This is a genomic window from Marinobacter sp. es.042 (assembly GCF_900188315.1).
In the GTDB taxonomy this organism is placed as follows: Bacteria; Pseudomonadota; Gammaproteobacteria; order Pseudomonadales; family Oleiphilaceae; genus Marinobacter.
Map to the genome: position 1 here is coordinate 1,557,738 of NZ_LT897781.1, position 24,662 is coordinate 1,582,399.

The window sequence follows — 24,662 nt, forward strand, 5'->3', positions numbered from 1 at the left end:
AACCTGTGGATCAGCTTTTGGGTTTTGGGCTGTTTTCCGCCTTGCCGGGCAGCGGCTCCTCGAAGACCTTCCCTGCTCTCAATGCTTCCAGTGCCGTCGAACAGAACTCGCGTCGATAGAGAACGACAACAACCAGCGTGGAGGCCGCCATGAAGACAATCGGGTGGATAAACCAGCCTACCACGGCAAGTGCGTAATAGTAGGACCGCAGCCCCAGGTTAAAGGCATCGCCGGCAAGATTGCAGATGTTGCCTGCACTTCGTGCAAACGCCTCCCTGCCAGCGGGGCTGGTTTTGGTGTCATCTGGCGGAGGAGCACTGCCCACCATCACCGACACAAAGTTGTACATCCGCATGGACCAGGTGAATTTGAAAAAGGCGTAGATAAAGACCACCAGCAGCACCACCATGCGAAGTTCCCAGATTTCCCGGGTCGGCAATGTGCCGAAGGGCATGGTACTGAATACTTCCATGACTTCCTGGGTGTAGCCCAGGGCGGTGATAATACCTGCAAGAATCAGCAGGCAGCTGGAGGCGAAAAACGCACCGTTGCGCTCCAGGTTTCCAACCACAGACGCATCGGCAATCCGGTTTTCCCGCCGCAACATAACGCGCATCCAGTCCTCACGGTAAAGGTCGAGGGTGTTGGACAGGCAGGGACGGTCCGCGGCACGGCGTTTGGAGTATTCGGTATAACCCAGCCAGCAGACGAGGAACCAGAGCAAAGCGATCAGTTCGAGTAAATTACTCATGGGTTGCCTTGGGTGCGAAGTTGGTGAAACAGAGCGGGAACAAACGCTTATGATACGCCAAGGGCCTGCTCGTCACCACCGCCGGGCAGGTTGCGGTAATCCACTGATGGCCGATCATGTGCTATAAACTGCCCATGCGGGAAGCGGGCAACTGTTTTGAACGTACCCGACATCGCATCATCTAAAAGGGAGCTTACTGTGAACCTGTCTGCCATCAAAAACAGCCTGGTAGCCATTGCGCTGGCACTGACACTCAGCGGCTGCTCGGTCAATCCGGTTACCGGGGAAAATCAGCTTTCGCTGATCGGTGAAAGCCAGGAGCTCGCCATGGGCGCCGAGCAGTACGTGCCCACCCAGCAAACCCAGGGCGGTCGGTTTTATGTGGACCCGGAGCTGACGCTCTATGTGAGCGAGGTTGGCCAGAAAATGGCCAGGGTCAGTGACAGACCGGACCTGCCCTACGAATTCGTGGTTCTGAACAGCAGTGTACCCAATGCCTGGGCCCTTCCCGGAGGCAAGATCGCCATTAACCGTGGCCTGCTGACAGAGCTTGACGACGAGGCTCAGCTTGCCTCGGTTCTGGGGCACGAGATTGTTCATGCGGCGGCCCGGCACAGTGTTCAGCGCATGCAGCAGGGAATGCTGATCAGCGCCGGCGTTGCCGGACTTGGCTTTGCCCTGTCGGACAACGAATGGGCCGGTCTGATCATGGGTGGTGCTGCCCTTGGGGCGCAACTTGCGCTGGCGCAATACAGCCAGGGCGATGAACTCGAATCCGACCATTACGGCATTCTCTACATGAAAGAAGCCGGCTATGACCCACAGGCGGCGGTGGAGCTTCAGGAGCTGTTCCTGAAACTATCAGAAGGGCGTCAGTCCAGTTTCATTAATGGCCTGTTCGCGACCCATCCGCCCTCAGCGAAACGCGTGCAGGAGAACCGTGAACTGGTGCAGAAGGTTGGCGGGGGCGGCTACCGCGGTGAGGACGTCTATGAACGCAAGATGGCCAAACTCCGCTCGCTGCAACCGGCTTACGATGCCCATGATAAAGCCATGGAACTGGCCTCCAAAGGCGAGATGAAGCCCGCGCTCGACAAGATCAACGAAGCCATCCGCCTGCTGCCACGGGAAGCCATGTTCTATGCCCTTCGCGGCCGCATTTATCAGGACCAGAAGGAAACAGAGAAGGCCGCGGCCGACTTTGAAAAGGCGGTGGAGCTCTACCCCGAGATGTTCAAATATCGCCTGTACAATGGCCTGAATGCTCTGAGGCTCAACAATCTGGACAAGGCCAGGGAGAATCTGACCAAAGCCAATGAAACCGTCCCCACTTCCATTGCCTTCCTGCGACTGGGCGATGTTGCGGTGAAACAGAATAACCGCAATGAGGCCATAGCCTATTACAGCAAGGCCGCCGAGGCCGGTGGTGATGTTGCCGAGGAAGCCAGGCGGAAGCTGGCAGCCCTTACCCAGTAAAGTCGCACCGGATCAAGGCGTTGCGAAGGCCGGAGTCCCCACGGATTCCGGCCTTTTTCGTTGTCCGGATCGCAGGTTGCCGGGATGACGCGCATCTTCTGTCATCGTCTCCATTGACTTTTAGAGCAATAACTCTAAAAATCAGATGACATCAACAACGATTGGATGACGGACATGCTAGCGAAACGTATCCAGCCCATGGTCTTCCAGGCGCGCCGACTGTACGTGGAACTGATGTTCCAGGTGATGGGGCGAGCCCTGCAGGCTGTGAGCGAGGTGGACGAGAAGGTTCAGAACGAAGCCCGGGCACTGCCTGACGGTTTCCTGTTTGAGATGATGGTGATGCCGGATGGCTCAAAGCTGATCGTCGAGCATACCGGCCAGGGGCGTTTCCGTTACCACGGTGACAAAGCCCCACGGCCCATCGACCTGTCGATTCAGTTCAAGCACATCGCCCACGCTTTCCTGGTGCTGTCTTTCCAGGAAAAAACATCCGTGGCTTTCGCCAATGACCGCATGCTGGTGGATGGCGACATCAGCTATGCCGTGCGGATGACGCGGGTACTGAACCGGCTTGAGTCCTTCATCCTGCCGAAAATGGTCGCCGAGCGCGCCGTGAAGGAATACCCGGCCGACCTCCACCTGCCGGAAAAGCTGATCAGCGCCGCGCGCATTTACCTGAAAGTTGCCACCAATTTCGTTGAGACAGTGAGAGCGTGATGACCAATAAATACTATGAGTTCTTCTGCCCGGTAAAAGTCATTGCCGGCAAGGCCGCCCTTGAACACATCCCTTACGAGCTGACCGGAATGGCTGCCAAGCGGCCAATGATCGTAACCGACAAGGGCGTGCGGGCTGCGGGCCTTCTGGAACCCGTGATCGCAGCTTGCGAGGAAAGCGGGCTGGAAATAACCACCATCTATGATGACGTTCCGCCCGACTCCTCCACCACGGTGGTACGTGATATCGCCGGCATCTATCGCCAGGAAAAGTGCGACTCTATCATCGCCGTGGGCGGCGGTTCGGCGATCGATACCGGCAAGGCCGTCAACATTCTGGTTTCCGAGGGTGGTGACGATATCGCCAAGTACAGCGGTGCCGGTGTGCTCAAGCATCCGCTCAAGCCCTTCTTCGTGGTGCCGACAACAGCAGGGACCGGTTCGGAAGTTACATCGGTTGCGGTCATCACCGATGAAGCCAAGGGCGTCAAGCTGCCCTTCACGTCGTCGTTCCTGCTGCCAAACGCGGCCATCATTGACCCGCGCATGACCCTCACCCTGCCGCCGCACATTACTGCCGCGACAGCCATGGACGCCATGACCCACGCGACCGAAGCCTTCACCTGCATGGCGAAAAACCCATTGAGTGACGCCTACGCGACCGCGGCCATCAAGAAAATCAGCCAGTCGCTCCTTCAGGTCATGGACAACCCGAAAGACAGCGACGGCCGACTGGAGCTGGCGCAAGCCTCGACCATGGCCGGCATCGCCTTCTCCAACTCCATGGTGGGTCTGGTGCACGCCCTGGGGCACGCCACCGGCGCCGTCTGCCACCTGCCCCACGGCCTTTGCATGAGTCTTTACCTGCCCTACGCCCTGGAGTACAACCTTGAAACCATCCGGGAACCCCTGGGTGAACTTTTGCTGTACCTCGAGGGCCCCGAAGTCTTTGCAGCAACACCGGCAAGCCGCCGGGCAGAAGCCAGTATTTCCGCGATCCGGAAGTTGCGGGATGCTTTGTACAAGCGCTGCCAGCTGCCCCGGACACTCAAGGAAACCGGTAAGGTAACCGAGGCACAGCTGGACCACATCGCTGAAATGGCGTTGGATGATGGTTCCATCATGTTTAATCCGAAGGAAGTAACGCTGGAGGATGCCCGCTCGGTTCTGCGCCGCGCCTGGGCGTGACTGTTTCGCCGGGGGCCCTGCCTGGCCCCCGGCGTTTGCGTTGTGTGAAGATAGAATTCACATCATTGAAATTGATCAAGCAAGAGAGGAGAATCAGCCAATTCTGGCAGGGATGATAGCCGGGTTCATTATCCACCTACAGTACTGTTCCGTAGAGAGCCCCACCACATGCAAAACCGATATCCCCGCCCCGTTTGCGCCACGTTTTTTTGCCTCTTGCTTGTACTGAATGCACTTTTCTCGCGAGTTTTTGCCTCACAGGATTCCTCTGGCGAACAAAACGTTTTCCGTTTCAATATTTCGCCCAATGGCTACCCACCCTATCTCATCAGTGACCAGAGCGAACCATCGGGAATCATGTGGGATGTGGTGTCCGAGGTAGCCCAGAGGCTGGGGTACCGGGTAATCGCTGAACAAATCCCCCGTAAACGTGTAGATCAGATGCTGCTTGATGGGTACATCGATGCCACACCAAGGGCCCGGGAGTGGGCGGACGACCCGGAGAAATTCCTGTTTACCGATGCGATAGTCGACATCGAGGAAGTGTTTTTTGTACCAGCACAATCCAGCTTTTACTACGAGAGCCCGGACGATCTGATCTCCAAAACCATTGTCACCCACCTCGGCTACCGTTATCCGCTGCTTGAGCCCTACTTCGAGGAAGGTCGGATTCGCCGCTTTGATGTTTCCAGAGACAAGGACATGTTCACCTTCGTACTGCACGGTGACCGCTTCGACGCCGCGGTCGCCGACCGACTCGTCGGAAAGTGGATTCTCAGAAACGAGGGCCTGCGGCAGCATTTCGACATCAGCAACGAAAGCATCAGCAATTACGGGTTCCGGCTGATGCTGCGGAAAGACTGGCAGTCCTTTGCCAGCCAGTTCAACGAAGAACTGGCGAAGATGAAGGCGAATGGCGAGCTGGATGCCATTCTCGCCAACTACCGCTGAAGCCGCCTGGCGCTACTCGAGGCGTCGCAACAACAGCATCGGCGATACACTCAACACCGGCCGTAGCTGCCAGCGGCCGAACAGGGCAAGAACAACGGCGCTGACGATTGGGATCGGCAGCACCACGTGCCAGTGCCACTGGAACGTGCCTTCGAACATCCTGAACTGAAGCGCCCAGACTGCCGCCTCGGCGGCGACCACTCCAAGCACACCCGCGAAACCACCCAGCAACGCAAATTCGAGCATGGTGCTGCGAACCAGCAATCTCTGGCGCCCGCCCAGTGTTCGCAGCAGCGCGCCTTCCCGCTGTCGATCCTGAAGCGTTGCACTGACGACTGCAGCCATCACCACGAGCGCGGCGGCAAGGATCAGCGCCAGAATGGCTTCAATCGCCTGGGTTACTTGTCGCACAATTTCCTGAATTCGCTCGATAATGTGATCGATTTCCAGTACCGATACGGTCGGGAACTGCCGAGAAAACTCATTCAGGGCATCCTTTCTATCCGTGGGAAGATGAAAGCTGGTTATCCATGTTGCTGGCATGTCTCTCAGGCCGCCCTCCGGCGGAAATGCCATGTAGAAATTGGGCTTCATGCTGTCCCATTGAACCGTTCGGATACTGGTAACGGTTTCCGTCACTTTTTCGGAACCGATGGTAAAGGTCAACTTGTCCCCCAGTACCAGGCCAAGCTGTGCTGCCAGTTCCGCTTCCACCGAAACGCCATCTTTCTGGTTCTCGTCAAACCAGCCGCCTTCGACGATCTCGTTGTCGTCCGGCAAGGTCGACATCCAGGTCAGGTTCAGTTCACGGTTGAGAGCGTTAACATTCTCATCCTTGCTGACCGTTTCCTTGACCGGCTGGCCATTGAGTTCGGTCAAACGTCCTCGAACCATCGGGTAAAGCTTGTCCAGTGGCTGGCCACGCTCCTGCCAGAACGCATCGACGTCCTCGACCGCTTCCGGTGCGATATTGATCAGGAAATGATTGGGTGCGTCATCCGGCAACTGGGCCTGCCAGTCTGCCAGCAGAGAGGTCCGCACCAATATCAGCGTGGCCGCCAGCATCAACGTCATCGCAAATACGGCAATCTGGGAAAGACTGGCCCTGCGATGCCGGTACAGCCCCACCAGGGCCAAACGCCAGGCGTTACCACCGCCACGGACCTTACGCAGTGTTGCCACCAACAGCCAACCCACCAGGCCGAGTGCCCCGAGCAGCAACGCAAGCCCCCCCAGAAGGGAAACCACCAGCGCAAGTTCGCCTGCATACATCCACACCAGCCCGAAAACCGCCACAATGGCAATTATCATATCCGGCAGGGCCTCACGACCGGTTTCACCGGGCTGGCTGCGCAGTACACGCATCGCCGGAACGTTGCGAAGCCTGCGAACGGGAGGATAGGCAAACGCAAACAGAGAGACCAGTGCCGTAAGCAAGGCGGGCACCAATGCGGACGGATCGAGCTGAAATTCCACCGGGCGCTCAAGCACCTGGCTCAGCATGTGAATCAGCAACCAGTACAGCGGCATCGCGACCAACAGTCCGCCCACAATCCCGGTGATACCCCAGAGCGCGAGGCGCTTGAGGTACAAACCGCCAATCCCTGCACCGCTGAGCCCCAGCGTTTTCAAAAGTGCCACGGTATCGCGCTGGGAAAGGGCATACTGACGACTCGCCACAGCCACGGCGACGGCTGCAAGCAGGACCGCAAGACTGCCACCCAACAGAAGGAATCGCTCGGCTCGCTCGAGTGAGCGCGAGAAGGTCTCGCCATCCCGGACACCCGCCCATTCATGACTGGGCTCGAGTCTGGGTTCCAACCATTGGTAGTACGATTCCAGCGCAGCTTCATCACCGGCAAACAGGTAGACGTATTCAACCCGGCTGCCCTCCTGGATGACCCCGGTGGCGGGCACATCATCCACATGCATCATCACACGGGGGGCCAGTGCCGACAGCCGGAAACCGCCGTCCGGCTCACGGATGAGCAGGCCGGACACGGTGAGATTCAGATTACCGACTTCAAGCGATTCGCCGACTTCGAGATCCAGCAGCCTGAGCAAACGCGGGTTGATCCAGACCTCTCCCGGCCCGGGCCCCTGATTTACCAGCTCCCGGGTACCGGTCGGGTCCCGCTGGATTTCGATATCGCCGCGAAGCGGATATTCATTGCTCACGGCCTTGACTGACACCAGCTGGAAATTCTCGTCACCGAACACCATGGTGGAGAATTCCACCATTCGACCGGTTTTCAGGCCCTGATCGGAGGCTTCCTGAAGCCAGGCGTCCGGAATCGGTCGGCCATTCTCTGCCTCAAGCTGGCGATCCGCTGCCAGGAACGAGCTGGCTGAAGAAACCAGGGTGCGTTGAAGCTGACTGGCAAACAGGGCAATGGTGGCGACAGTGGCAACGGCAATGATGAGAGCGGCCAGAACGACGCGAACATCCCGTTCCCGCCAGTCCCGGCGAACCGACATGAGCTTTTTTGCAGCAGCCATCAGTGCGCCATCTCCTGCGCTGCTTCCGGTTCGGTCAGAACGCCGGCTTCAATATGGAACTGCCGATTGCAGCGAGCCGCCAGGTGTTCATCGTGGGTTACCATCACCAGCGTTGTGCCCTGCTCCCGGTTCAACGCCATCAAAAGATCGGACACTGCCTGACCGGTGCGGTTATCCAGGTTACCCGTCGGCTCGTCAGCGAACAGGATCAGCGGCTCAGACGCAAATGCCCGCGCGATGGCAACCCGCTGCTGCTCACCACCGGAGAGCTGTCTGGGTGTGTGGGTCAGCCGTTCGCCAAGCCCTACCCGTTCCAGTAGCTCACGGGCCCTTTTCTCCGGCGAGGCCATGCCGGCAAGCTCCAGCGGCAACATAACGTTCTCGAGCGCGGTTAGCGCCGGCAAGAGTTGGAAGGACTGAAACACAAACCCGACCCTGTGTGCGCGGAGTTTTGCCCGCTCGTCCTCACTGAGCTTGCTGATCACCGAGCCGTCCAGCTCCACCGTCCCCTCACTGGGCGTATCAAGACCCGCCAGCAAACCCAACAGGGTGGTTTTACCAGAACCGGAGCGCCCGACAATGGCTACGGATTCTCCCCGATTGATTTCGAGAGTGACCCCCTGCAAGATCGTGAGCGTATCGGTTTCAACACTGACGCGATGGGTCAGATTATCTACCCGTAACATTGGGCTCTGGCTATCCGGGTTAACATTGGTCATCTGATTCACGGAATCTCCCGATCCTGGGTCTCGAAAAACGGCTTAAAGGTGTATTGGTTGTCTATGCATACGGCATTGGTGTACGTCAGATCAATTCTTTTTCTTGTGTTTGCCGTGCTGGCTCTGCCGGCAGTGGCCAGCCAGAACACGCTGCTCATCGTCGGTGACAGCCTCAGTGCGGCCTATGGAGTGCCCTCCGAAACTGCCTGGGTGCAGTTGCTTAGAAACCGGCTCGATAGCAAAGGGTTGAACGACTGGGAAGTGGTCAATGCCAGCATCAGCGGAGAAACCACGGATGGCGGTGCCCGCCGGCTGCCTGATCTCCTTGCGGAGAACGAGCCCGACGTCGTGGTCATTGAATTGGGCGGCAATGATGGCCTTCGCGGCTTTCCCCCCAACGTTATCGAATCCAATCTCGCCTCCATGATCGAAAAGGTCCAGACCTCGGGTGCTCTCGCCGTATTGGTGGGCATGCAGATACCTCCCAACTACGGACAGCGCTACACGGAGATGTTTGCCGACATCTATCCGAAGCTGTCTGACCGATACGACACCGCATTGGTTCCCTTTTTCCTGGACGGCATCTACAACCAGGCCGGGCTGATGCAGGACGACGGGATTCACCCTACCGAGGAAGCCCAGGGCAAACTGCTGGAAAATGTCTGGCCGGTACTCAAACCGATCCTGCAATAAAGATGGTTCAGGTCAATCCCTGGAGGAATGCCAGCGCACGGCGCTCTGACCAGTAAAAGCCATCTTTCGAATGCTCGACAAACCCGACGTGGCCGCCCCAACGAGGAGCGTCGAGGCGCACATGAGCGCCAAGCTCCCGCCGGGATTCAGGGAAACAGCGCGCCGAGAGAAACGGATCGTCGGCGGCGTTCACCATCAGCGCCGGCACACGGATATCTCGCATGCGCCCCAATGCTGAACACTGGGCCCAGTAATCCCGGGCATTGCGGAAACCGTGCAGAGGCGCAGTGTAGCGGTCATCAAACTCATGAAAGCTACGAATGGCATCAAACCCCGAAATATCAATCAGGTCCGGGAACCTCTCCGCCTTTTCCTCCATTTTTACCTTCAGATCCCGGAGAAAGCGCTGCATATAGATCTTTCGGCTGGGCAACGCCAGCATATCTGCGCTGCCGGCCAGGTCGCAGGGAACCGAATAGGCAACGGCTCCGCAGATCCGGCTATCAACACGCTCGCCCTGTTCGCCCAGATAAAGCAGCGTCAGATTGCCCCCCATGCTGAACCCGGAAAGAAACAGGGTGTCGTACGCACCTGACAAACCGTGGTTGACCACCAGGCCGAGATCCTCGGTGGCGCCGCTGTGATAGAACCTCGGTTGCCGGTTCATAACCCCGCCGCAAGAGCGGAAGTTCCAGGCAAGAACATCCCAGCCTTCCCGAAGCAGGGCGCGAGTTAAACCAAGCACGTAGGGCCGCCTGCTGTGACCTTCCAGACCGTGAGACACGATGGCCAGGCGATCGCTACCCTGCCGGTACCAGTCCAGGTGCAGTTCGTCGTCATCCGGTGTGGCGATCACTTCCGGCTCCGGTTCCACCATCGGGACTTTGCGAAACAGTGTGGGCCAGACAGACTGAACGTGGCCATTGCGCAACCACGGCGGGGGCCGGTAGTGAAGAGTCCTGCTTTCGTACAATTTTTAGCCTTTCATATCAGGGGGTTGACCCCGTAAACCAAAGCGCTTAATATGCGCGCCACTTGATGCTGTTCCCCGATAGCTCAGTTGGTAGAGCAACGGACTGTTAATCCGTTTGTCGCTGGTTCGAGCCCAGCTCGGGGAGCCACTTATTCCGAAATGCCGCTGATTCTTCTGAACCAGCGGCATTTTTCGCTTACGGCCTCAGAAAATCTGCTCGCGCTGCATGAATTCGCTCAGCACGCGGAACAACGTGAACCCATCCTCGGTGCCAATCAGCTCCCGAATGGAATGCATACCGAACTGGGGCACGCCAATATCCAGCGTGGTTACACCCAGGTTCCCCGCCGTCAGGGGCCCAATGGTGCTGCCGCAGCCCATATCGCTCCGAACCACAAAGGTCTGGTGAGGCAACCCCAGCTCGTCACTAATGTGCCGGTATACTGCTGCCGATCGACTGTTGGTGGCGTACCGCTGGTTATGGTTGACCTTGATCACCGGCCCCTGATTGAGAATCGGGCCATGATTCTCATCATGTTTATCCATGTAATTCGGATGAATGCCATGGGCATTGTCCGCCGACACCATCATCGAGTTGGCAATAGCGCGAGCCTTTCCAGCGCCGACCCAGCGGTCCAGAACCGCTGTCAGGAACGGCCCTTGTGCACCTTCGGCAGACATACTGCCAACTTCCTCGTGATCGTTGCAGACCAGCAACGCGGCTTCGTCGCCGGAGGTTTTCAGCAGCGACTGGAGGCCAATGTAACAACTCAGAAGGTTGTCCAGCCGAGCCGAGGCGATGAAATCATCACGCAATCCGACAAACGAGGCTTCACGGGCATCGTAGAAACTGAGCTCGTAACCCAGGACCTTGCGGACAGTGAGCCCGGTCTCCGACTTGACCTGCTGGGACAGCAGATCCACGAAGCTGGTGGTATCGCTCTCAGGAACCTGCATCAGAACCGGTGGCAGATCGGTCTGTGGGTTAACCGTGCGATTGCTGTTGGCTTCTCGATCAAGATGGATTGCCAAGCTGGGAATAAATGCGACAGGCTTACGGAAATCCACCAGGGTGTCCCTTACCTTGCCGTCCTCGTCCAGCACCGTCACCCGACCGGCCAGGGAAAGATCCCGGTCAAACCAGGGATTCAGCAGCACACCACCGTATACTTCGACACCCAACTGGAAGAAGCCCTTGCGGCGGAGCTCAGGGTTCGGCTTGACCTTCAGGCAGGGGCTGTCGGTATGAGCACCCACCATGCGGATTCCCGAGGTGGTGACATCTTTGCTGCCGGTTCGGAAGGCGATAATTGAGGAGCCGTTGCGGACAACGTAATAGCCCTGGTTGCTCACCAGCGACCAGTCTTCCCGCTCATCCAGCTCCTGAAACCCGGCCGCACTCAGCCGTTGTTTCATGGTGTCGACCGCATGCCAGGGTGTGGGGGAAGTGTTCAGAAACTTCAATAAATCTTTGTTAAATTCAGCGTGTTCCATGATGTCCCTGATTAAAAGATAATTGCGCCAACAGTATGGCATGAAGCCGTAAAGCCTCATACTGCGTCAACGGACATTCCCTATAACCGGGTCACAAATCAACCATCACCGGGAGCCCAACGTGCCAGCACCGAGATTTCTCGACATTGAATACTGCCAGACCGACGATGCGCTTTTTCCCACCGCCATGGCCTGGTCGCTGGAAGACGGCCGAATGAAAACCGTGGTTATCGCCCCTTCCGACGACTGGCTCCCGGAAGATGGTGACCTGGGTGATGTCGACCTTCTCTACCTTGAAGAACAGGGCGTGCCCCTGATCGAGCTGGCCCGGGAACTGCACCAGGATCTGCCCGACCAGACCGTCTTCGTAGACGGCCTCGATCCGGACGAGATTCTGGTAGACCTCATTTTCACGGCCGTGGCACAGGAGGCCCCGTTCGAAATCGCACCCATCAGTGAGCTGATCACCGGCCTGGACAGCGAAACCCTGGAAGACCGCCGCCGCCAGCTTCTGTTCGAGGAAAGCCTGGAACCCCAGTTGCCTGAAAATGGCGTCTACGCACTGCTGCTGATGGCGCGGGAAGAAGGCCTGTTCGACGAGGATTGAGAAACAGCAGGAATTGACAGGGGGAAGTGTGACACGGGTCGACGTAACAAACGGTTACACGAGGCAGAATCAGCCCGTATTCGCCCATGTCAGGAAGCCCGATAACAATGAACAAGGTTGTGCGAACGCCCCTCGTCTGTCCGCTTGTCCCTGCCCTGCTCCTCGCATCCCAGGCCGCCCTGGCCCAGGAAACGCCAAGGGCCGACAAACACTACATCGGGCTGCTGGCAACCAACTACAACCACCGCACCATCGGTGAAAACACCAAGGAAACCGCCTGGGGCACAGGCGGAACACTGGTTGTGGGTGGCCACATAACCGATCTGTTTCACGCCGAGCTGCGGGCCGGTGGTGGCTTCAAAGACGCCGAGGTACCGGACAGCGACCTGACGCTGAGCGTTGACTACTACGCCAGCTGGTACATGGGCCTGCACTACCCGATCACCGACTATGCAAACCTCTACGGCCAGTTCGGCTTTTCTTATATCCACGGCGAAGGCGAGATCAGCGATCCCGCAAATGATCGCAACAACCCCTACCTGGATCTCGAAGGCGAGTTCCCGGACAGCGGCTTCAACGTAAGCTGGATTGCCGGGCTCGACTTCGAAGTTTTGGACGATACGTTCCTGGTGTTCGAGGGCGGCAAGCTCTTCGAAGACACCGGAACGGATGTAAATACCTTCCAGTTCTCTGGTGGCGTGCGTTACGAGTTCTAATATGATGTAGGTCGGATTAGCGCAGCGTAATCCGACAATCTGCTGATACTTGATGCCAATGATTACTTGTCGGATTACGCTGCGCTAATCCGACCTACTATTCGATAGTGGTTACGCCTTGTGGCGGATATGCCAGCACCGGTGAATCCGGGCGTTGCGTTGAAAATCCTTGTCCAGGGTATCCCGCGTCACTTCAGCAACCTCGAACTCGCTTTCCAATGTCTCGTCCAGCTTGAAGCGTCGGAAATTGTTGGAAAAGATCAGCAACCCGTCGGAACTCAACCTTGCCATGGCCTGCCTGACCAGCGTGGGATGATCCTTCTGGATATCCAGAACGCCGGCCATACGGGCAGAGTTGGAAAAGGTCGGCGGATCCATGAAGATCAGGTCAAACCGTTGGTCCGCCGTTTTCCGGTCTGCCAGCCAGGCCAGGCAGTCTGCCTGCTCTACCCGATGCTTCTTGGGGTCGGCTCCGTTCAGCGCAAGGTTCTCCTCGGCCCAGCCGACATACGTCTTTGACATATCCAGACTGAGCGAGCGGCTGGCACCTCCAACAACAGCGTGAACAGTGGCCGCGCCGGTATAACAGAACAGGTTCAGGAAACGCTGGTTTGCCGAGTGCTGCTGAATCCAGTGCCGCACCGGACGATGATCCAGAAACAGACCCGTGTCCAGATAATCCTTGAGGTTCACCTTCAACACGCAGCCGTGTTCGTGAACCCCGAAAAACTCGCCACTGACTGCCTGCTTCTCATACTGATTGGTGCCGGTTTGCCGCTGGCGCTGCTTGCACACCATATCCTCCGGCTCCACTCCCAGTGCTTCGGGAATGACTGCAAGGGCCTCCGCCAGGCGTTCTCGAGCAGCACGTTCATCCACCGATTTCGGGGCCGCATACTCCTGCACGTGCACCCGCCCCTCATAGATATCGATCGCCAACGCAAACTCCGGCATGTCGGCATCGTAGAGGCGGTAGCAATCAATGCCCTGCTTTCTTGCCCACTGCCCAATGGTCTTCACGTTCTTCTTGAGACGATTGCGCAACATGGCCGCGCGTTCCTCATTGGCAATCCGAGGGGTGACCTCACCGGGAATATCCGGGGTCCTCGGTGTCATGGCGCTCACTTCATTTATCTCGAACAGCAGCAACTGGGCGGGCAGCTTGCCGTTGAAAAGCCGGTATTGCTTGTAACTTCTCAATCCGATGGACTTGCCGAATTCCGGGGCCCCGGTAAATACCCCGAGGCGCCAGCCTGGGACGCTGCGTTTAACCGCGTCGCCCAGGGCCTGGTACAAGCCGCCCAACTCCCTGCGCTCACTCAACCGCTCACCGTAAGGGGGGTTGGTGAGGACCAGCCCCTGATCAGACCAGTCGCCTTCAAGCTCCAGGGCATCGACTGCGCGAGCCTCAACGTGCACAACATTCTCCAGGCCTGCCCTCTGGATGTTTTTCCAGGCGGTCCCGATGACCCGGCTATCCTGATCAAAGCCCGCCATTCTCGGGATCCGCCCTTGCTTGCCCTCGTGGGCGCGGCGCTCCGCCTCCTGGCGCAGCGATAACCAGAGCTCCGGCTGATGGCCCGGCCACTTCTCGAAACCGAACCTTTCCTGCTTGCGGCCGGGCGCCATATCCAGCGCCATCATGGCAGCTTCAACCACGAGGGTGCCTGAACCGCACATCGGGTCCACGAAGTCGCCGCCGGCGGCGGCGATCTCCGGCCAGCCCGCTCGCATCAGCAATGCCGCGGCCAGGTTTTCCTTCAGGGGTGCCATGCCCTGATCCGTGCGATAGCCGCGCATGTGCAGGCTATGCCCGCTCAGATCAATGCCCAGGGACAAGCGGCCACGATTGAGTCGCGCGGAGACAATGACATCCGGGTTCTTGGCATCCACTGAAGGCCGCGGTCCGCCATTGGCCTGAAACCGGTCCACAATGCCGTCCTTGACCCTTTGAGCGCCATATTGCGTATTGCGGATGGCCTCGTTCTGACCGAGGAAGGTAACGCGGAAACTGCCATGCACAGGAATGTGCTGCTGCCAGTCCATGTGAACAACGCCGTCATAGAGCTGGTCGCCGCTGTTGGCATCCACTTCATCAATGTGAAGGATCACCCGGTTGGCGAGACGCGACCATAGACAGGCGCGATACCCCCCCTCCAGAGAACCTTCTACCCAGACCCCGGCCGGGGCATTGCGTACGGTATCCAGACCAAAGGTGCTGAGCTCGTCCGCCAGTAGGTATTCCACCCCCTTCGGGCAGGTTACGAAAAATACAGATTTGGACAAGTTCAACTCCTGGTTCCTGGACAGCTTGAGGTAAGTTTCCGAAATAAAGGCTATTCCGAAAATCGCAGCAAAATTTTTAGTTCATATAACTATAAAAAAAGCGTCACATAGATGAAATAATTAGTGTACATCCGCTAAAGGTTCGACTTACCTTGTAAGTGACGCGTCGTTCCGGAAGGGTTCAAACCTTCCGTTAACAGGATCCTGACTGCTCTGGCTTGAGCTGACAATAGTGGGTTATCCCGGAGCGGATAACACTGGTCGCAGCCACTGCAGATGTGTATACGCTTGTTCTGTTAATCCATCAGTGAGGAACGGCATGAAAAGACAGAAAAGAGACATGTACGCTCGTGCATTCAAGCGGGGTTATCTCGCTGGCGTGTCCGGAAAATCCAAAGACAGCTGCCCGATTGAACAGGCGGAGGTTCGCCAGGAATGGCTGAACGGGTGGCGAGAAGGCCGCACAGATCAATGGGAGGGCATGACCGGCGTATCCGGCATCCATAAACTGGCTAACGTTACGACAGCGTGACGCCTCAACTAACCCCGATTCTTAATCTGATCTTTTTACACACAATTTGACGCAGTACTCAGAGCAACCCAAACGGGGCCTCCCGCCCCGTACCATGCGATGAAGCGCCACGGGGTTCATTCCCCGCTCGGGCCCGCTAAGCGGGCCCACCTTCGTTATGGGGCGCAGTAAATCACTTCACCTGCCGGATCGCCTCAACAGCCTCTTTAATAAGTTCAGGCCCCCGGTAAATAAAGCCGGTGTAGATCTGAACCAGCTTGGCACCGGCCCGGACTTTCTCGGCTGCACTTTCACCGTCCATAATGCCGCCGACACCAATAATCGGAAGTGATTCCCCCAGTTCCGCGTAAAGCCCTCGGATGACCCTGAGAGAAGCCTCCCGCACCGGTGCGCCGCTGAGGCCACCAGCCTCATCGGCATGGGTATGACCTGCCACGGCATCCCGACTGATCGTTGTATTGGTGGCAATCACGCCATCAAGGCCCGTCTCACGCAGGGCGGATGCCACGAAGCGGATACCGTCATCATCCATGTCCGGGGCGATCTTCACAGCCACAGGCACATACCGGCCATGCTCCTTCTCACACTGGAGCTGTTCGTCCTTGATGGCCTCCAGCAGGCCCTTCAGGGAGTCTCCAAACTGCAAATCCCGAAGACCGGGCGTGTTGGGCGAGGACACATTCACCGTTATGTAATCGGCCCGACTGTAAACTGCCGATATCCCCTTCCGGTAATCGGATTCAGACTGATCGTTGGGCGTGTCCTTGTTCTTGCCAACATTGATTCCAAGCACGCCCCTGTAGCGGCGCTGATCCACACGGGCCAGCAAATGGTCCAGCCCCTGGTTGTTGAAACCCATCCGGTTAATGATGGCCTGATGCTCCGGCAGCCGAAACATCCGTGGTTTGGGATTGCCGGGCTGCGCCAGAGGCGTCACGGTACCGACTTCAATAAACCCGAAGCCCAGGGCGCCAAGCGCATCGAGGTGATCGGCGTTCTTATCCAGACCTGCGGCAAGCCCGACGGGGTTCGGAAAATCCAGCCCCATAACATTCACTGGAAATGAATCTATCTTTGGTGAAAAAGCGTTCAAAACGCCTAATCGGTGCGCAAGATCGAGACCATTCAATGCAACATTGTGAGCTTGCTCCGCTGGAAGGCGGAAAAGCAGATTGCGGATAACGCCGTACATCTGAAAAAACTCCCCTTATCCAAGTGGGCGGAGTATACCGGAAGTTTTCCACAGCATCCCGGGATAGAACTAAATCAGCTGTAAATGACTGTATCATGGCACTCTCATGACCTTTTCCACGGAATCTGTGGATAAACCTGTTGAAAATCGCGGGGCAACGGTTGCCATCCCTTGATAACTGCGCCAATCTACAAATTGATCATTTTTTAACCAGTTATTTTTATGTTTATTTTCAATGGCTTATATATTTTTGTCATGACTGTCGACAAATACTAAACAAAATGTTACCCAGTCATCGTTCTGCAATGATGTGCATAAATCACTTGAAATCCCCTCTTTTAGCCACCCCTGCCAAAGCCCGTAAGAATAACGTTATACTGGCACCTGTCTACAGATCTGGAGTGCTTCAATGCAAGAGCCGACTTCCCCCGCCCAACAGCACAGGGAAAACCTCGCGGGCGAAATGAAGGCAGCCTCGCGCGTGACCATTATCGGAATGATTCTCGATGCCGTACTCGGGGTCATAAAAGTCATTGGCGGCACTCTTTTTAACTCCCAGGCGCTGCTGGTGGATGGCATTCACTCCTTTACGGATGTCGCCTCTGATCTGGTAGTTCTTGGCGTCATGAAGGTATCGCGTCAGGAGCCGGATGACGACCATCCCTACGGCCATCAGCGAATCGAAACCTTCGGCACTCTGGTTCTGGGCAGCATCCTGATTGCCGTTGGCGCCGCCCTGGCCTGGGAAAATACCCTACGCCTCATAGAGGGCGGCGTGGATACCGTGCCTGGCTGGCCGGTTCTGGTGGCAGCTGCTGCGTCTGTAGTGGGTAAAGAATGGATTTTCCGATACACACGCCATGTCGGCCTGAAGATCCGCTCGGACCTGATTATCGCCAACGCCTGGCACAGCCGTACTGATGCATTCTCCTCAGTCGTGGTTCTGGTGTCCACGGCCGGCGCCATGCTCGGCATGGTCTGGCTTGATGTGTTCGCGGCGGTGGTGATCGCAGGCATCATTATCCACATTGGCTGGAAGTTTACCTGGGACAGCGTCAAGGAACTCGTGGATACCGGCCTCTCCCAGGAGGACACGGAGATGCTCAAGAGTATCGCCCGGGACACAGACGGAGTGCGCAACGTGCACGAACTTCGCAGCCGTCGTATGGGGCACGACATTCTGCTGGATATTCACCTGGTGGTTCGCCCGGAAATCAGCGTATCGGAAGGGCATCAGATCGGCATGCAGGTTGTCTCGGGAATGCGGGATGCCCTGGACAACATCCGGGACATCAACTTCCACATCGACGCCGAAAACGACGAAGATCAGCCGCTGACCTCCGAGCGCCTGCCCTCCCGTGAAGACATCCGGGCCAGGATGGCCCGGCACCTGGGAGAGCTGCCACAATACAGCCGGCTCCGGCTGCACTACCTGAAAAACAAGGTGCACCTGGAGCTGTTCCTGGACAGCCCCGAGGGTGAAACCGTCTTCTCATCCTCCAACATCAAGGAAGCGCTTGGTGACTACGCGTGGTTTGGGAGTGTCCGAGTCTGGGTGGCCGGCCCCTGACAGCAGCCGGCCATAGAACCTAGCGACGCCTGTTCTCTTCCATCCTTGAAAGAAATTCCTGCATGATCAGGGTGTAGAGCTCGCCCCCCAGGAAGCGGTCTTCCACGCCCGCATCAATACTCGGGTTATCGTTGACTTCGATGACGGCAACCCGGTTGCCTGACTGTTTGATATCCACACCGTACAACCCGTTGCCGATCAGTCTGGTGGCATTCAGGGCCGCCTGAATGACATTCCTTGGCACCTCATACGTGGGCATGGTCTCAAAGCCACCGCTCTCACTCTCGGATTCGCTGTGCTGATAGATCTGCCAGTGGCCTTTCACCATCATGTACTTGCAGGCGTAGATGGCCCGCCCACCAAGCACGCCAATGCGCCAGTCGTAATCGGTGTACAGGTATTCCTGAGCCAGCACCAGGGCGGATTGCTTGAACAGGTCTCTCAGTCCGGCACGAAGGGTCTTTTCGTCTTCGGCCTTGGTTACGCCGCGGGAAAACGCGCCATCGGGGATCTTGATGACCACCGGAAAAACGAGCTCACTGATGACCTGCTCGACAGCATTCTTCTGATCTTTCGACAGGATGAGTGTCTTCGGCGTGGGAACCTTGTTGTTCTTCAGGAGATCTGCAAGGAACACCTTGTTGGTGCACTTGAGGATCGACACCGGATCATCAATGACCACCATGCCCTCAGCGGCCGCCTTGCGGGCAAACCGGTAGGTGTGATGGTCAATGGCAGTGGTCTCACGAATGAACAACCCATCGTATTCCGGCAGCCGCATATAATCCCGGCGGGTAATCTGCTCAACGTTAATACCCAGTTTACGGCCCGCCTTCTCGAAGCGCTTCAGGGCAACCTTGTCACTCGGCGGCATTTCCTCATCAGGATTGACCAGCACCGCCAGATCAAAGCGGTAACGGCGTCGGGTCCTTGGCTTACGCCAGACCATACTGCTGAAACGATCCAGCGCCGCCGCGAACACGTCCTGCTCCTGCTCGCCCAGATCCGCCGGAGCCGCCGGCTTCATGGACTCGATTTGCCACTGCTTGCGGCGCTTGAAAACAATTTCAAGAATTGGACAAGGGAACCGCTCGAACAGCGCCCTGGCGACCGGCTTCAGATCGGGGTGCTCAGCCTGGCCAAAGTAGGTCCGAATGCGCACTTCATGGGTGGCCGCGCGCTCATCGCTGGCAGGGTCAATAGCGGAACCCGCCGCTTCGAGCCAGTTGATGACGCTTTCATCAAGCTCTTCCAGCTCAAGTGAAAACAGTCCTTTGCGGCCGAGATCATTGAGCGTCATCACCGAAGGTACGACATGGTGACCACGGGCCTCTGCCAGGAGTGAACAATAATACCCCTTGCTCAGGTAACGGGCGCTCTGACACAGGTTGATGACCCTTACCCGGCTGGCGGGCGGAGCTGAGAACTGGAGGTACTGATCAAACGTCAGCACGTCCTCACTGGGGTAATAAGGCGCCCAGTCTTTGGCGCGGTCCACTACGATAAGCAATCGGGACATTGAAGGCATTCCTCCCTGAAAGGTCTTGCCTGTGGTAATTGAGGCCACAATACGCCGGTCACAATCGCTGCACAATCGGCGAATAATGCGTGCTTTTACGCATCCTTGCGGTCTTTGCGTTACCCTGACTCTCACACATAATAGCGGAGTACGGGAAGCCTACCAGCATGCCCTCCCCCGCGTTTTTCAAGGCCGTCTCTCAATGCCTGATTTCCAGCTCCGACAAGCCTCCAGCAAGGATCTCGACGCCCTGGTCTTGCTCGAAAACCGGTGCTTCGCCGAAGACCGGCTTTCCAGGCGTAGCTTCCGCCGTTTTCTGGAGATGCCCAGAGACCGCTTGATTGTGGCCGAGGCCGAGGCCGATGGCGAGCTGGTGGGCTACTGCCTGGTTCTGATGAGCGCTGCCACCCGGCTCGCCCGGATCTACTCCATTGCGGTATCTCCGGCTGTGCGTGGCCAGGGCGTGGGCGAGAAACTGGTACGGGAGGCAGAATCGGAGGCGGTGGACGCTGGCCGTATCATCATGCGTCTGGAAGTCCGCGAGGATAACAGAGGCGCCATCAATCTCTACAAGCGCCTGGGCTATCGCCAGTTCGGCACCTACCGGGACTATTACGAAGACCACGGAGACGCCCTTCGCTTCGAGCGACGGATTCTGTTCTACGAGCCTTCAAGAGAATTCCCGGCCGTTCCCTACTATCCGCAGACCACGGATTTCTCCTGCGGGCCGGCGGCGCTGATCATGGCGATGGCAGCTCTGGATGAGCAGCAACCTCTCACCAGCCTGGAAGAACTGAAAATCTGGCGAGAGGCGACCACCATTTTCATGCTTTCCGGCCACGGAGGTTGTGGGCCTCATGGCCTTGCGCTATCGGCCTGGAATCGAGGCTTTGAAGCCAGCGCCTGGATCAGCATGGAAGGCGCCTTGTTCAAGGACACGGTCCGCAATGAGGACAAAAAAAGGGTACTGGAGCTGGTCCACGAAGGTTTCTTGCACGACATCGGCCAGACAGACATTCAACTGCACCATGATCCTTTAACCCTGGAGGCCATGGAAGAGGCCCTGCACGACGGGCGTGTTCCGGTCATCCTGATCAGCACCTGGCAACTGAACCGAAGCCGGGTTCCTCACTGGGTGACCGTGTGCGCGATCGATGACCAGTTTGTGTACCTGCACGACCCGGAAATTGACGTGGAGGTTGGCGAAACGGTAGCCGACAAACAATATCTGCCAGTCGACCGCCGGGTGTTCAGCCAGATTTCACGGTACGGCAGAAACCAGCCATTGCAAGCTGCGATCATCGTAGGGCCCAAGCGACCGGCCTGATCAGCCGGTCCGCAATGCCGCCTCTTTCAGCTCGGCAATATCATCACGAAGACGCGCAGCCGTCTCGAAATCCAGTTCGGAAGCGGCCTTGTACATTTCATCCTCAAGCCGGGACACTTCCTTGAGGACTTCCTCCGGCGACCGATTGCCAGCCTTGGCCCGATACTGTTCCGCCTCTTCGGCTGCTTTCTGCCCCGGGCGCTCGGCCTTGCGACGGCCACGACCGCCGCCTCCGGCACCTTCCATGATGTCGGCAATCTTCTTGTTCAGGCCCTGCGGGGTAATGCCCTGCTCCAGGTTGTGAGCTTCCTGCTTGGACCGGCGACGCTCTGTCTCATCAATGGCCCGCTGCATGGAGCCTGTAATCCGGTCACCGTAGAGAATGGCCTTGCCGTGAACATTCCGTGCCGCACGCCCCATGGTCTGGATCAGTGAGCGCTCGGAGCGCAGGAAACCTTCCTTGTCAGCATCCAGGATGGCCACCAGCGAAACCTCGGGCATGTCCAGCCCCTCCCGCAGCAGGTTGATGCCCACCAGCACATCGAATTCCCCCCGCCGGAGGTCCCGGATGATCTCCACCCGCTCTACGGTATCGATGTCCGAATGCAGATAGCGAACCTTGATGTCGTGTTCCATCAGGAAGTCGGTGAGATCCTCGGCCATACGCTTGGTCAGCGTGGTCACCAGAACCCGTTCCTTCACCTTCACCCGCGTGTGGATTTCCGAGAGCAGATCGTCCACCTGGGTAGACGCGGGACGCACCTCGATTTCCGGGTCCAGCAGGCCGGTGGGGCGCACCACCTGTTCCACCACCTGACCCGCATGCTCGGCCTCGTAAGTGGACGGGGTTGCGGATACGAAGATCATCTGGGGCGCAATTCGCTCCCACTCTTCAAACTTCATGGGTCGGTTATCCAGCGCCGATGGGAGGCGGAAACCGTACTCAACAAGGGTTTCCTTCCGGGACCGGTCGCCCTTGTACATGGCGCCGATCTGGGGAATGGTCACGTGAGATTCATCCACCACCAGCAAGGCATTGGGCGGCAGGTAATCAAACAGTGTCGGCGGTGCCTCACCCGGGCGGCGACCCGAGAGATAGCGCGAGTAGTTCTCGATGCCGTTGCAATAGCCCAGTTCCAGCATCATTTCGATGTCGTACCGGGTGCGCTCTTCCAGGCGTTGAGCTTCCACCAGGCGGTTGTTGTCCCGCAGCTGCTGCAGCCGCTCATCCAGTTCAACCTTGATATGCTCGACCGCATCCAGCACCGTCTGCCGGGGCGTCACATAATGCGATTTCGGGTAGATGGTGACCCGTGGCACTCGGCGCAGGACCTCACCGGTCAACGGGTCGAAATAGCTGAGATTCTCAACCTCGTCATCGAAGAGCTCGATGCGGATAGCTTCCTTCTCGGATTCCGCCGGGAATACATCGATCACATCGCCCCGAACCCGATAATTGGCCCGGTGGAACTCGATATCGTTCCTGGTGTACTGAAGTTCGGCCAGGCGCCGGAGGATGTATCGCTGATCGATCTGATCGCCCCGGTCAAGATGCAGCATCATCTTCAGGTAAGACTGGGGGTCACCGAGGCCGTAGATAGACGACACCGTCGCCACAATGATGGCATCCGGTCTTTCCAACAATGCCTTGGTAGCAGACAGACGCATCTGCTCAATGTGCTCGTTGATAGAGGCGTCTTTCTCGATAAACGTGTCCGACGAGGGAACGTAAGCTTCTGGCTGGTAGTAGTCGTAGTAGGAAACGAAATACTCCACCGCATTGTCCGGAAAGAACTCCTTGAACTCACCATAGAGCTGCGCGGCCAGGGTCTTGTTGTGGGCCATGATGATGGTGGGCCGCTGGACCTGCTGGATAACATTGGCGATGGTGAAGGTTTTGCCGGAGCCGGTTACCCCCAGCAACGTCTGGTGTGCCAGACCGGAGTGTATACCATCCACCAGCCCCTCAATTGCCTTGGGCTGATCGCCCGCTGGCTGGAACGGTGAATCAACCTGGAACACACCCTCTCTGGCGGAAACGTTTGCCTGATTACTGGCCATAACTGGCGGAAACCTCCGGTAAAACCGACGCACGGGCGAAACAGCCCCTGCCATTCGAGAAATTTAGCGATACACTGGCTTCATGATACCATCAGTGCGATCGACGGCTGGGCGTAAATCAGCCAGCAGCTCTGGCACCCGGCGGTCGCAGCCCTATCAGACGCAGCTTTAAGGAGCGCAAGTTTGGACCTTCAACTTTCCAGCCGAGTACAGGCTATCAAGCCCTCTCCCACCCTCGCAGTCACCAACAAGGCCGCGGAACTCCGCGCAGCAGGCCAGGACATTATCGGCCTGGGTGCCGGCGAGCCGGACTTCGACACACCTGATCACATCAAACAGGCAGCCATTGAAGCCATCAATAACGGCCAGACAAAATACACTGCCGTGGATGGTACGCCAGCCCTGAAAAAAGCGATTATTGCGAAGTTCAAACGGGACAACGGCCTGGATTACGAAGCCAACCAGATACTGGTAAGCAGTGGTGGCAAACAGAGCTTTTTCAACCTCGCACTTGCCACACTGAACCCGGGTGACGAAGCCATCATCCCTGCTCCGTACTGGGTGTCCTACCCGGATATGGTGCTGGTGGCTGAAGGCAAACCCGTGATTATCGAAACCGGTGCTGAAACCCGCTTCAAGATCACACCGGAGCAGCTGGAAAACGCCATCACCGAGCGTACCCGCCTGTTCGTGATCAACAGCCCCTCGAACCCGAGCGGCATGGCCTATACCCTCGAAGAGCTGCAGGCCATCGGCGAGGTGCTGAAGAAGCACCCGAACATCATGATCGCCACTGACGACATGTATGAGCCGATCCTCTGGACCGGCAAACCGTTCTGCAACATCCTGAACGCCACGCCTGAGTTGTATGACCGCACCTTCGTACTGAACGGCGTATCCAAGGCCTACTCCATGACTGGCTGGCGCATCGGTTACGCCGCGGGCCCGGCGAAAATCATCGGTGCCATGAAGAAGATTCAGTCCCAGAGCACCTCCAACCCGGCCTCCATCTCCCAGGCAGCGGCACAGGCTGCGCTGGATGGCGATCAGGGCTGCGTGGGCGAGATGGTCAAGGCCTTCAAGGAACGCCACGACTGGCTGGTAGAAGCACTGAACAAGCTGCCAGGCGTTGAATGCCTGAACGGCGACGGTACCTTCTATGTGTTCCCCAGCTTCCAGGGCGCCATCGATGCCGATTCCAGCGTCAGCACCGACGTTGAATTCGCCGAGAAACTGCTGACCGACGCCGGCGTAGCACTGGTTCCGGGTTCCGCCTTCGGCTGCCCTGGCCATATGCGCCTGAGCTTTGCGACCAGCATGGAAAACCTGGAAAAGGCTGTCGAACGTCTTCAGAAAGCGCTTGGCTAAAAAGTTCTGGCCAGGGGTTGA

Annotated in this window: 20 protein-coding genes and 1 tRNA gene; 12 read left to right on the plus strand and 9 right to left on the minus strand. The window is 57.6% G+C overall.

All coding sequences use genetic code 11. The features are described from left to right. Positions 1-10 precede the first annotated feature (10 nt). Entirely contained in the window at positions 11-751 is a 741-nt protein-coding gene (locus tag CFB02_RS07365; RefSeq protein WP_008172012.1) for a DUF599 domain-containing protein, read from the minus strand. A gap of 198 nt (positions 752-949) precedes the next feature. Here CFB02_RS07365 and CFB02_RS07370 point away from each other — a divergent pair, with 198 nt between their 5' ends. The 4 genes from CFB02_RS07370 to CFB02_RS07385 all read left to right on the plus strand — a co-directional run bounded on the left by CFB02_RS07370 (position 950) and on the right by CFB02_RS07385 (position 5,085). Next, complete coding sequence (locus CFB02_RS07370; RefSeq protein ID WP_088557497.1) at positions 950-2,227, plus strand: M48 family metalloprotease; 1,278 nt, start codon at positions 950-952, stop codon at positions 2,225-2,227. 174 nt (positions 2,228-2,401) lie between these two features. Next, positions 2,402-2,947, plus strand: coding sequence for a hypothetical protein (locus CFB02_RS07375; RefSeq protein WP_008172020.1), 546 nt, complete (start codon positions 2,402-2,404; stop codon positions 2,945-2,947). Next, the gene (locus CFB02_RS07380) at positions 2,947-4,134 is read left to right on the plus strand and encodes an iron-containing alcohol dehydrogenase (protein WP_014576813.1); all 1,188 of its coding nucleotides are present in this window, start codon (positions 2,947-2,949) and stop codon (positions 4,132-4,134) included. The genes CFB02_RS07375 and CFB02_RS07380 overlap by 1 nt, the downstream gene beginning before the upstream one ends. Positions 4,135-4,302: 168 nt before the next feature. Then, a complete protein-coding gene (locus CFB02_RS07385) occupies positions 4,303-5,085 on the plus strand; it encodes a substrate-binding periplasmic protein (protein WP_088557498.1) in 783 nt (260 codons plus the stop codon). Positions 5,086-5,097: 12 nt separating this feature from the next. On the opposite strand, the gene CFB02_RS07390 is transcribed toward CFB02_RS07385, so the two are convergent. Further along, the gene (locus tag CFB02_RS07390) at positions 5,098-7,584 is read right to left on the minus strand and encodes an ABC transporter permease (RefSeq protein WP_088557499.1); all 2,487 of its coding nucleotides are present in this window, start codon (positions 7,582-7,584) and stop codon (positions 5,098-5,100) included. Then, the gene (locus CFB02_RS07395; RefSeq protein WP_041645164.1) at positions 7,584-8,303 is read right to left on the minus strand and encodes an ABC transporter ATP-binding protein; all 720 of its coding nucleotides are present in this window, start codon (positions 8,301-8,303) and stop codon (positions 7,584-7,586) included. Before CFB02_RS07395 ends, CFB02_RS07390 begins: the two co-directional genes overlap by 1 nt. Positions 8,304-8,366: 63 nt before the next feature. Between CFB02_RS07395 and CFB02_RS07400 the strand changes: the two genes are divergently transcribed. Continuing rightward, a complete protein-coding gene (locus CFB02_RS07400) occupies positions 8,367-8,996 on the plus strand; it encodes an arylesterase (RefSeq protein WP_088557500.1) in 630 nt (209 codons plus the stop codon). A 7-nt stretch (positions 8,997-9,003) separates the two neighbouring features. Here CFB02_RS07400 and CFB02_RS07405 read toward each other — a convergent pair whose 3' ends face one another. Next, positions 9,004-9,873 carry a YheT family hydrolase gene (locus CFB02_RS07405; RefSeq protein ID WP_227519355.1) on the minus strand — a complete coding sequence of 290 codons (870 nt, stop codon included), beginning with the start codon at positions 9,871-9,873 and terminating at the stop codon, positions 9,004-9,006. A gap of 168 nt (positions 9,874-10,041) precedes the next feature. On the opposite strand from CFB02_RS07405, the gene CFB02_RS07410 reads away from it, so the two are divergent. Continuing rightward, positions 10,042-10,117, plus strand: a tRNA-Asn gene (locus CFB02_RS07410). Between the two features lie 56 nt (positions 10,118-10,173). Here the strand turns inward: CFB02_RS07410 and CFB02_RS07415 are convergent. Further along, the gene (locus tag CFB02_RS07415) at positions 10,174-11,463 is read right to left on the minus strand and encodes a M18 family aminopeptidase (RefSeq protein WP_088557502.1); all 1,290 of its coding nucleotides are present in this window, start codon (positions 11,461-11,463) and stop codon (positions 10,174-10,176) included. Positions 11,464-11,584: 121 nt separating this feature from the next. Between CFB02_RS07415 and CFB02_RS07420 the strand changes: the two genes are divergently transcribed. Beyond that, the gene (locus tag CFB02_RS07420; RefSeq protein ID WP_014576806.1) at positions 11,585-12,070 is read left to right on the plus strand and encodes a hypothetical protein; all 486 of its coding nucleotides are present in this window, start codon (positions 11,585-11,587) and stop codon (positions 12,068-12,070) included. Between the two features lie 107 nt (positions 12,071-12,177). Next, the gene (locus tag CFB02_RS07425; RefSeq protein ID WP_088557503.1) at positions 12,178-12,786 is read left to right on the plus strand and encodes an outer membrane beta-barrel protein; all 609 of its coding nucleotides are present in this window, start codon (positions 12,178-12,180) and stop codon (positions 12,784-12,786) included. Between the two features lie 111 nt (positions 12,787-12,897). Here the strand turns inward: CFB02_RS07425 and rlmKL are convergent, their stop codons facing one another. After that, the gene (gene rlmKL, locus CFB02_RS07430; RefSeq protein ID WP_088557504.1) at positions 12,898-15,072 is read right to left on the minus strand and encodes a bifunctional 23S rRNA (guanine(2069)-N(7))-methyltransferase RlmK/23S rRNA (guanine(2445)-N(2))-methyltransferase RlmL; all 2,175 of its coding nucleotides are present in this window, start codon (positions 15,070-15,072) and stop codon (positions 12,898-12,900) included. A 319-nt stretch (positions 15,073-15,391) separates the two neighbouring features. On the opposite strand from rlmKL, the gene rmf reads away from it, so the two are divergent. Further along, on the plus strand, positions 15,392-15,604 hold the full coding sequence (gene rmf, locus CFB02_RS07435) for a ribosome modulation factor (RefSeq protein ID WP_008172042.1): 213 nt from the start codon (positions 15,392-15,394) through the stop codon (positions 15,602-15,604). Between the two features lie 172 nt (positions 15,605-15,776). Here the strand turns inward: rmf and CFB02_RS07440 are convergent, their stop codons facing one another. Continuing rightward, a complete protein-coding gene (locus tag CFB02_RS07440) occupies positions 15,777-16,796 on the minus strand; it encodes a quinone-dependent dihydroorotate dehydrogenase (protein WP_088557505.1) in 1,020 nt (339 codons plus the stop codon). A gap of 409 nt (positions 16,797-17,205) precedes the next feature. Between CFB02_RS07440 and CFB02_RS07445 the strand changes: the two genes are divergently transcribed. Continuing rightward, positions 17,206-18,366 (plus strand): cation diffusion facilitator family transporter, encoded by a 1,161-nt coding sequence (locus CFB02_RS07445; protein WP_088557506.1) that lies wholly within the window; start codon positions 17,206-17,208, stop codon positions 18,364-18,366. Between the two features lie 19 nt (positions 18,367-18,385). On the opposite strand, the gene CFB02_RS07450 is transcribed toward CFB02_RS07445, so the two are convergent. Beyond that, positions 18,386-19,885, minus strand: a complete 1,500-nt coding sequence (locus CFB02_RS07450; protein WP_088557507.1) for a RimK family protein — start codon at positions 19,883-19,885, stop codon at positions 18,386-18,388. Between the two features lie 202 nt (positions 19,886-20,087). Between CFB02_RS07450 and CFB02_RS07455 the strand changes: the two genes are divergently transcribed. Beyond that, a complete protein-coding gene (locus tag CFB02_RS07455; RefSeq protein ID WP_088557508.1) occupies positions 20,088-21,212 on the plus strand; it encodes a GNAT family N-acetyltransferase/peptidase C39 family protein in 1,125 nt (374 codons plus the stop codon). Here the strand turns inward: CFB02_RS07455 and uvrB are convergent, their stop codons facing one another. After that, positions 21,213-23,273, minus strand: coding sequence for an excinuclease ABC subunit UvrB (gene uvrB, locus CFB02_RS07460; RefSeq protein WP_088557509.1), 2,061 nt, complete (start codon positions 23,271-23,273; stop codon positions 21,213-21,215). 183 nt (positions 23,274-23,456) lie between these two features. Here uvrB and CFB02_RS07465 point away from each other — a divergent pair, with 183 nt between their 5' ends. Continuing rightward, positions 23,457-24,641, plus strand: a complete 1,185-nt coding sequence (locus tag CFB02_RS07465) for a pyridoxal phosphate-dependent aminotransferase (protein ID WP_014576796.1) — start codon at positions 23,457-23,459, stop codon at positions 24,639-24,641. Positions 24,642-24,662 lie beyond the last annotated feature (21 nt).

Bases quoted from the DNA above. Each gene is read 5' to 3' on its own strand.
- CFB02_RS07365 (WP_008172012.1), bottom strand. From the start codon at position 751: ATGAGTAATTTACTCGAACTGATCGCTTTGCTCTGGTTCCTCGTCTGC.
- CFB02_RS07375 (WP_008172020.1), top strand. From the start codon at position 2,402: ATGCTAGCGAAACGTATCCAGCCCATGGTCTTCCAGGCGCGCCGACTG.
- CFB02_RS07380 (WP_014576813.1), top strand. From the start codon at position 2,947: ATGACCAATAAATACTATGAGTTCTTCTGCCCGGTAAAAGTCATTGCC.
- CFB02_RS07385 (WP_088557498.1), top strand. From the start codon at position 4,303: ATGCAAAACCGATATCCCCGCCCCGTTTGCGCCACGTTTTTTTGCCTC.
- CFB02_RS07390 (WP_088557499.1), bottom strand. From the start codon at position 7,584: ATGGCTGCTGCAAAAAAGCTCATGTCGGTTCGCCGGGACTGGCGGGAA.
- CFB02_RS07395 (WP_041645164.1), bottom strand. From the start codon at position 8,303: ATGACCAATGTTAACCCGGATAGCCAGAGCCCAATGTTACGGGTAGAT.
- CFB02_RS07400 (WP_088557500.1), top strand. From the start codon at position 8,367: ATGCATACGGCATTGGTGTACGTCAGATCAATTCTTTTTCTTGTGTTT.
- CFB02_RS07405 (WP_227519355.1), bottom strand. From the start codon at position 9,873: ATGGTGGAACCGGAGCCGGAAGTGATCGCCACACCGGATGACGACGAA.
- CFB02_RS07415 (WP_088557502.1), bottom strand. From the start codon at position 11,463: ATGGAACACGCTGAATTTAACAAAGATTTATTGAAGTTTCTGAACACT.
- CFB02_RS07425 (WP_088557503.1), top strand. From the start codon at position 12,178: ATGAACAAGGTTGTGCGAACGCCCCTCGTCTGTCCGCTTGTCCCTGCC.
- rmf (WP_008172042.1), top strand. From the start codon at position 15,392: ATGAAAAGACAGAAAAGAGACATGTACGCTCGTGCATTCAAGCGGGGT.
- CFB02_RS07440 (WP_088557505.1), bottom strand. From the start codon at position 16,796: ATGTACGGCGTTATCCGCAATCTGCTTTTCCGCCTTCCAGCGGAGCAA.
- CFB02_RS07445 (WP_088557506.1), top strand. From the start codon at position 17,206: ATGCAAGAGCCGACTTCCCCCGCCCAACAGCACAGGGAAAACCTCGCG.
- CFB02_RS07450 (WP_088557507.1), bottom strand. From the start codon at position 19,885: ATGTCCCGATTGCTTATCGTAGTGGACCGCGCCAAAGACTGGGCGCCT.
- CFB02_RS07455 (WP_088557508.1), top strand. From the start codon at position 20,088: ATGCCTGATTTCCAGCTCCGACAAGCCTCCAGCAAGGATCTCGACGCC.
- uvrB (WP_088557509.1), bottom strand. From the start codon at position 23,273: ATGGCCAGTAATCAGGCAAACGTTTCCGCCAGAGAGGGTGTGTTCCAG.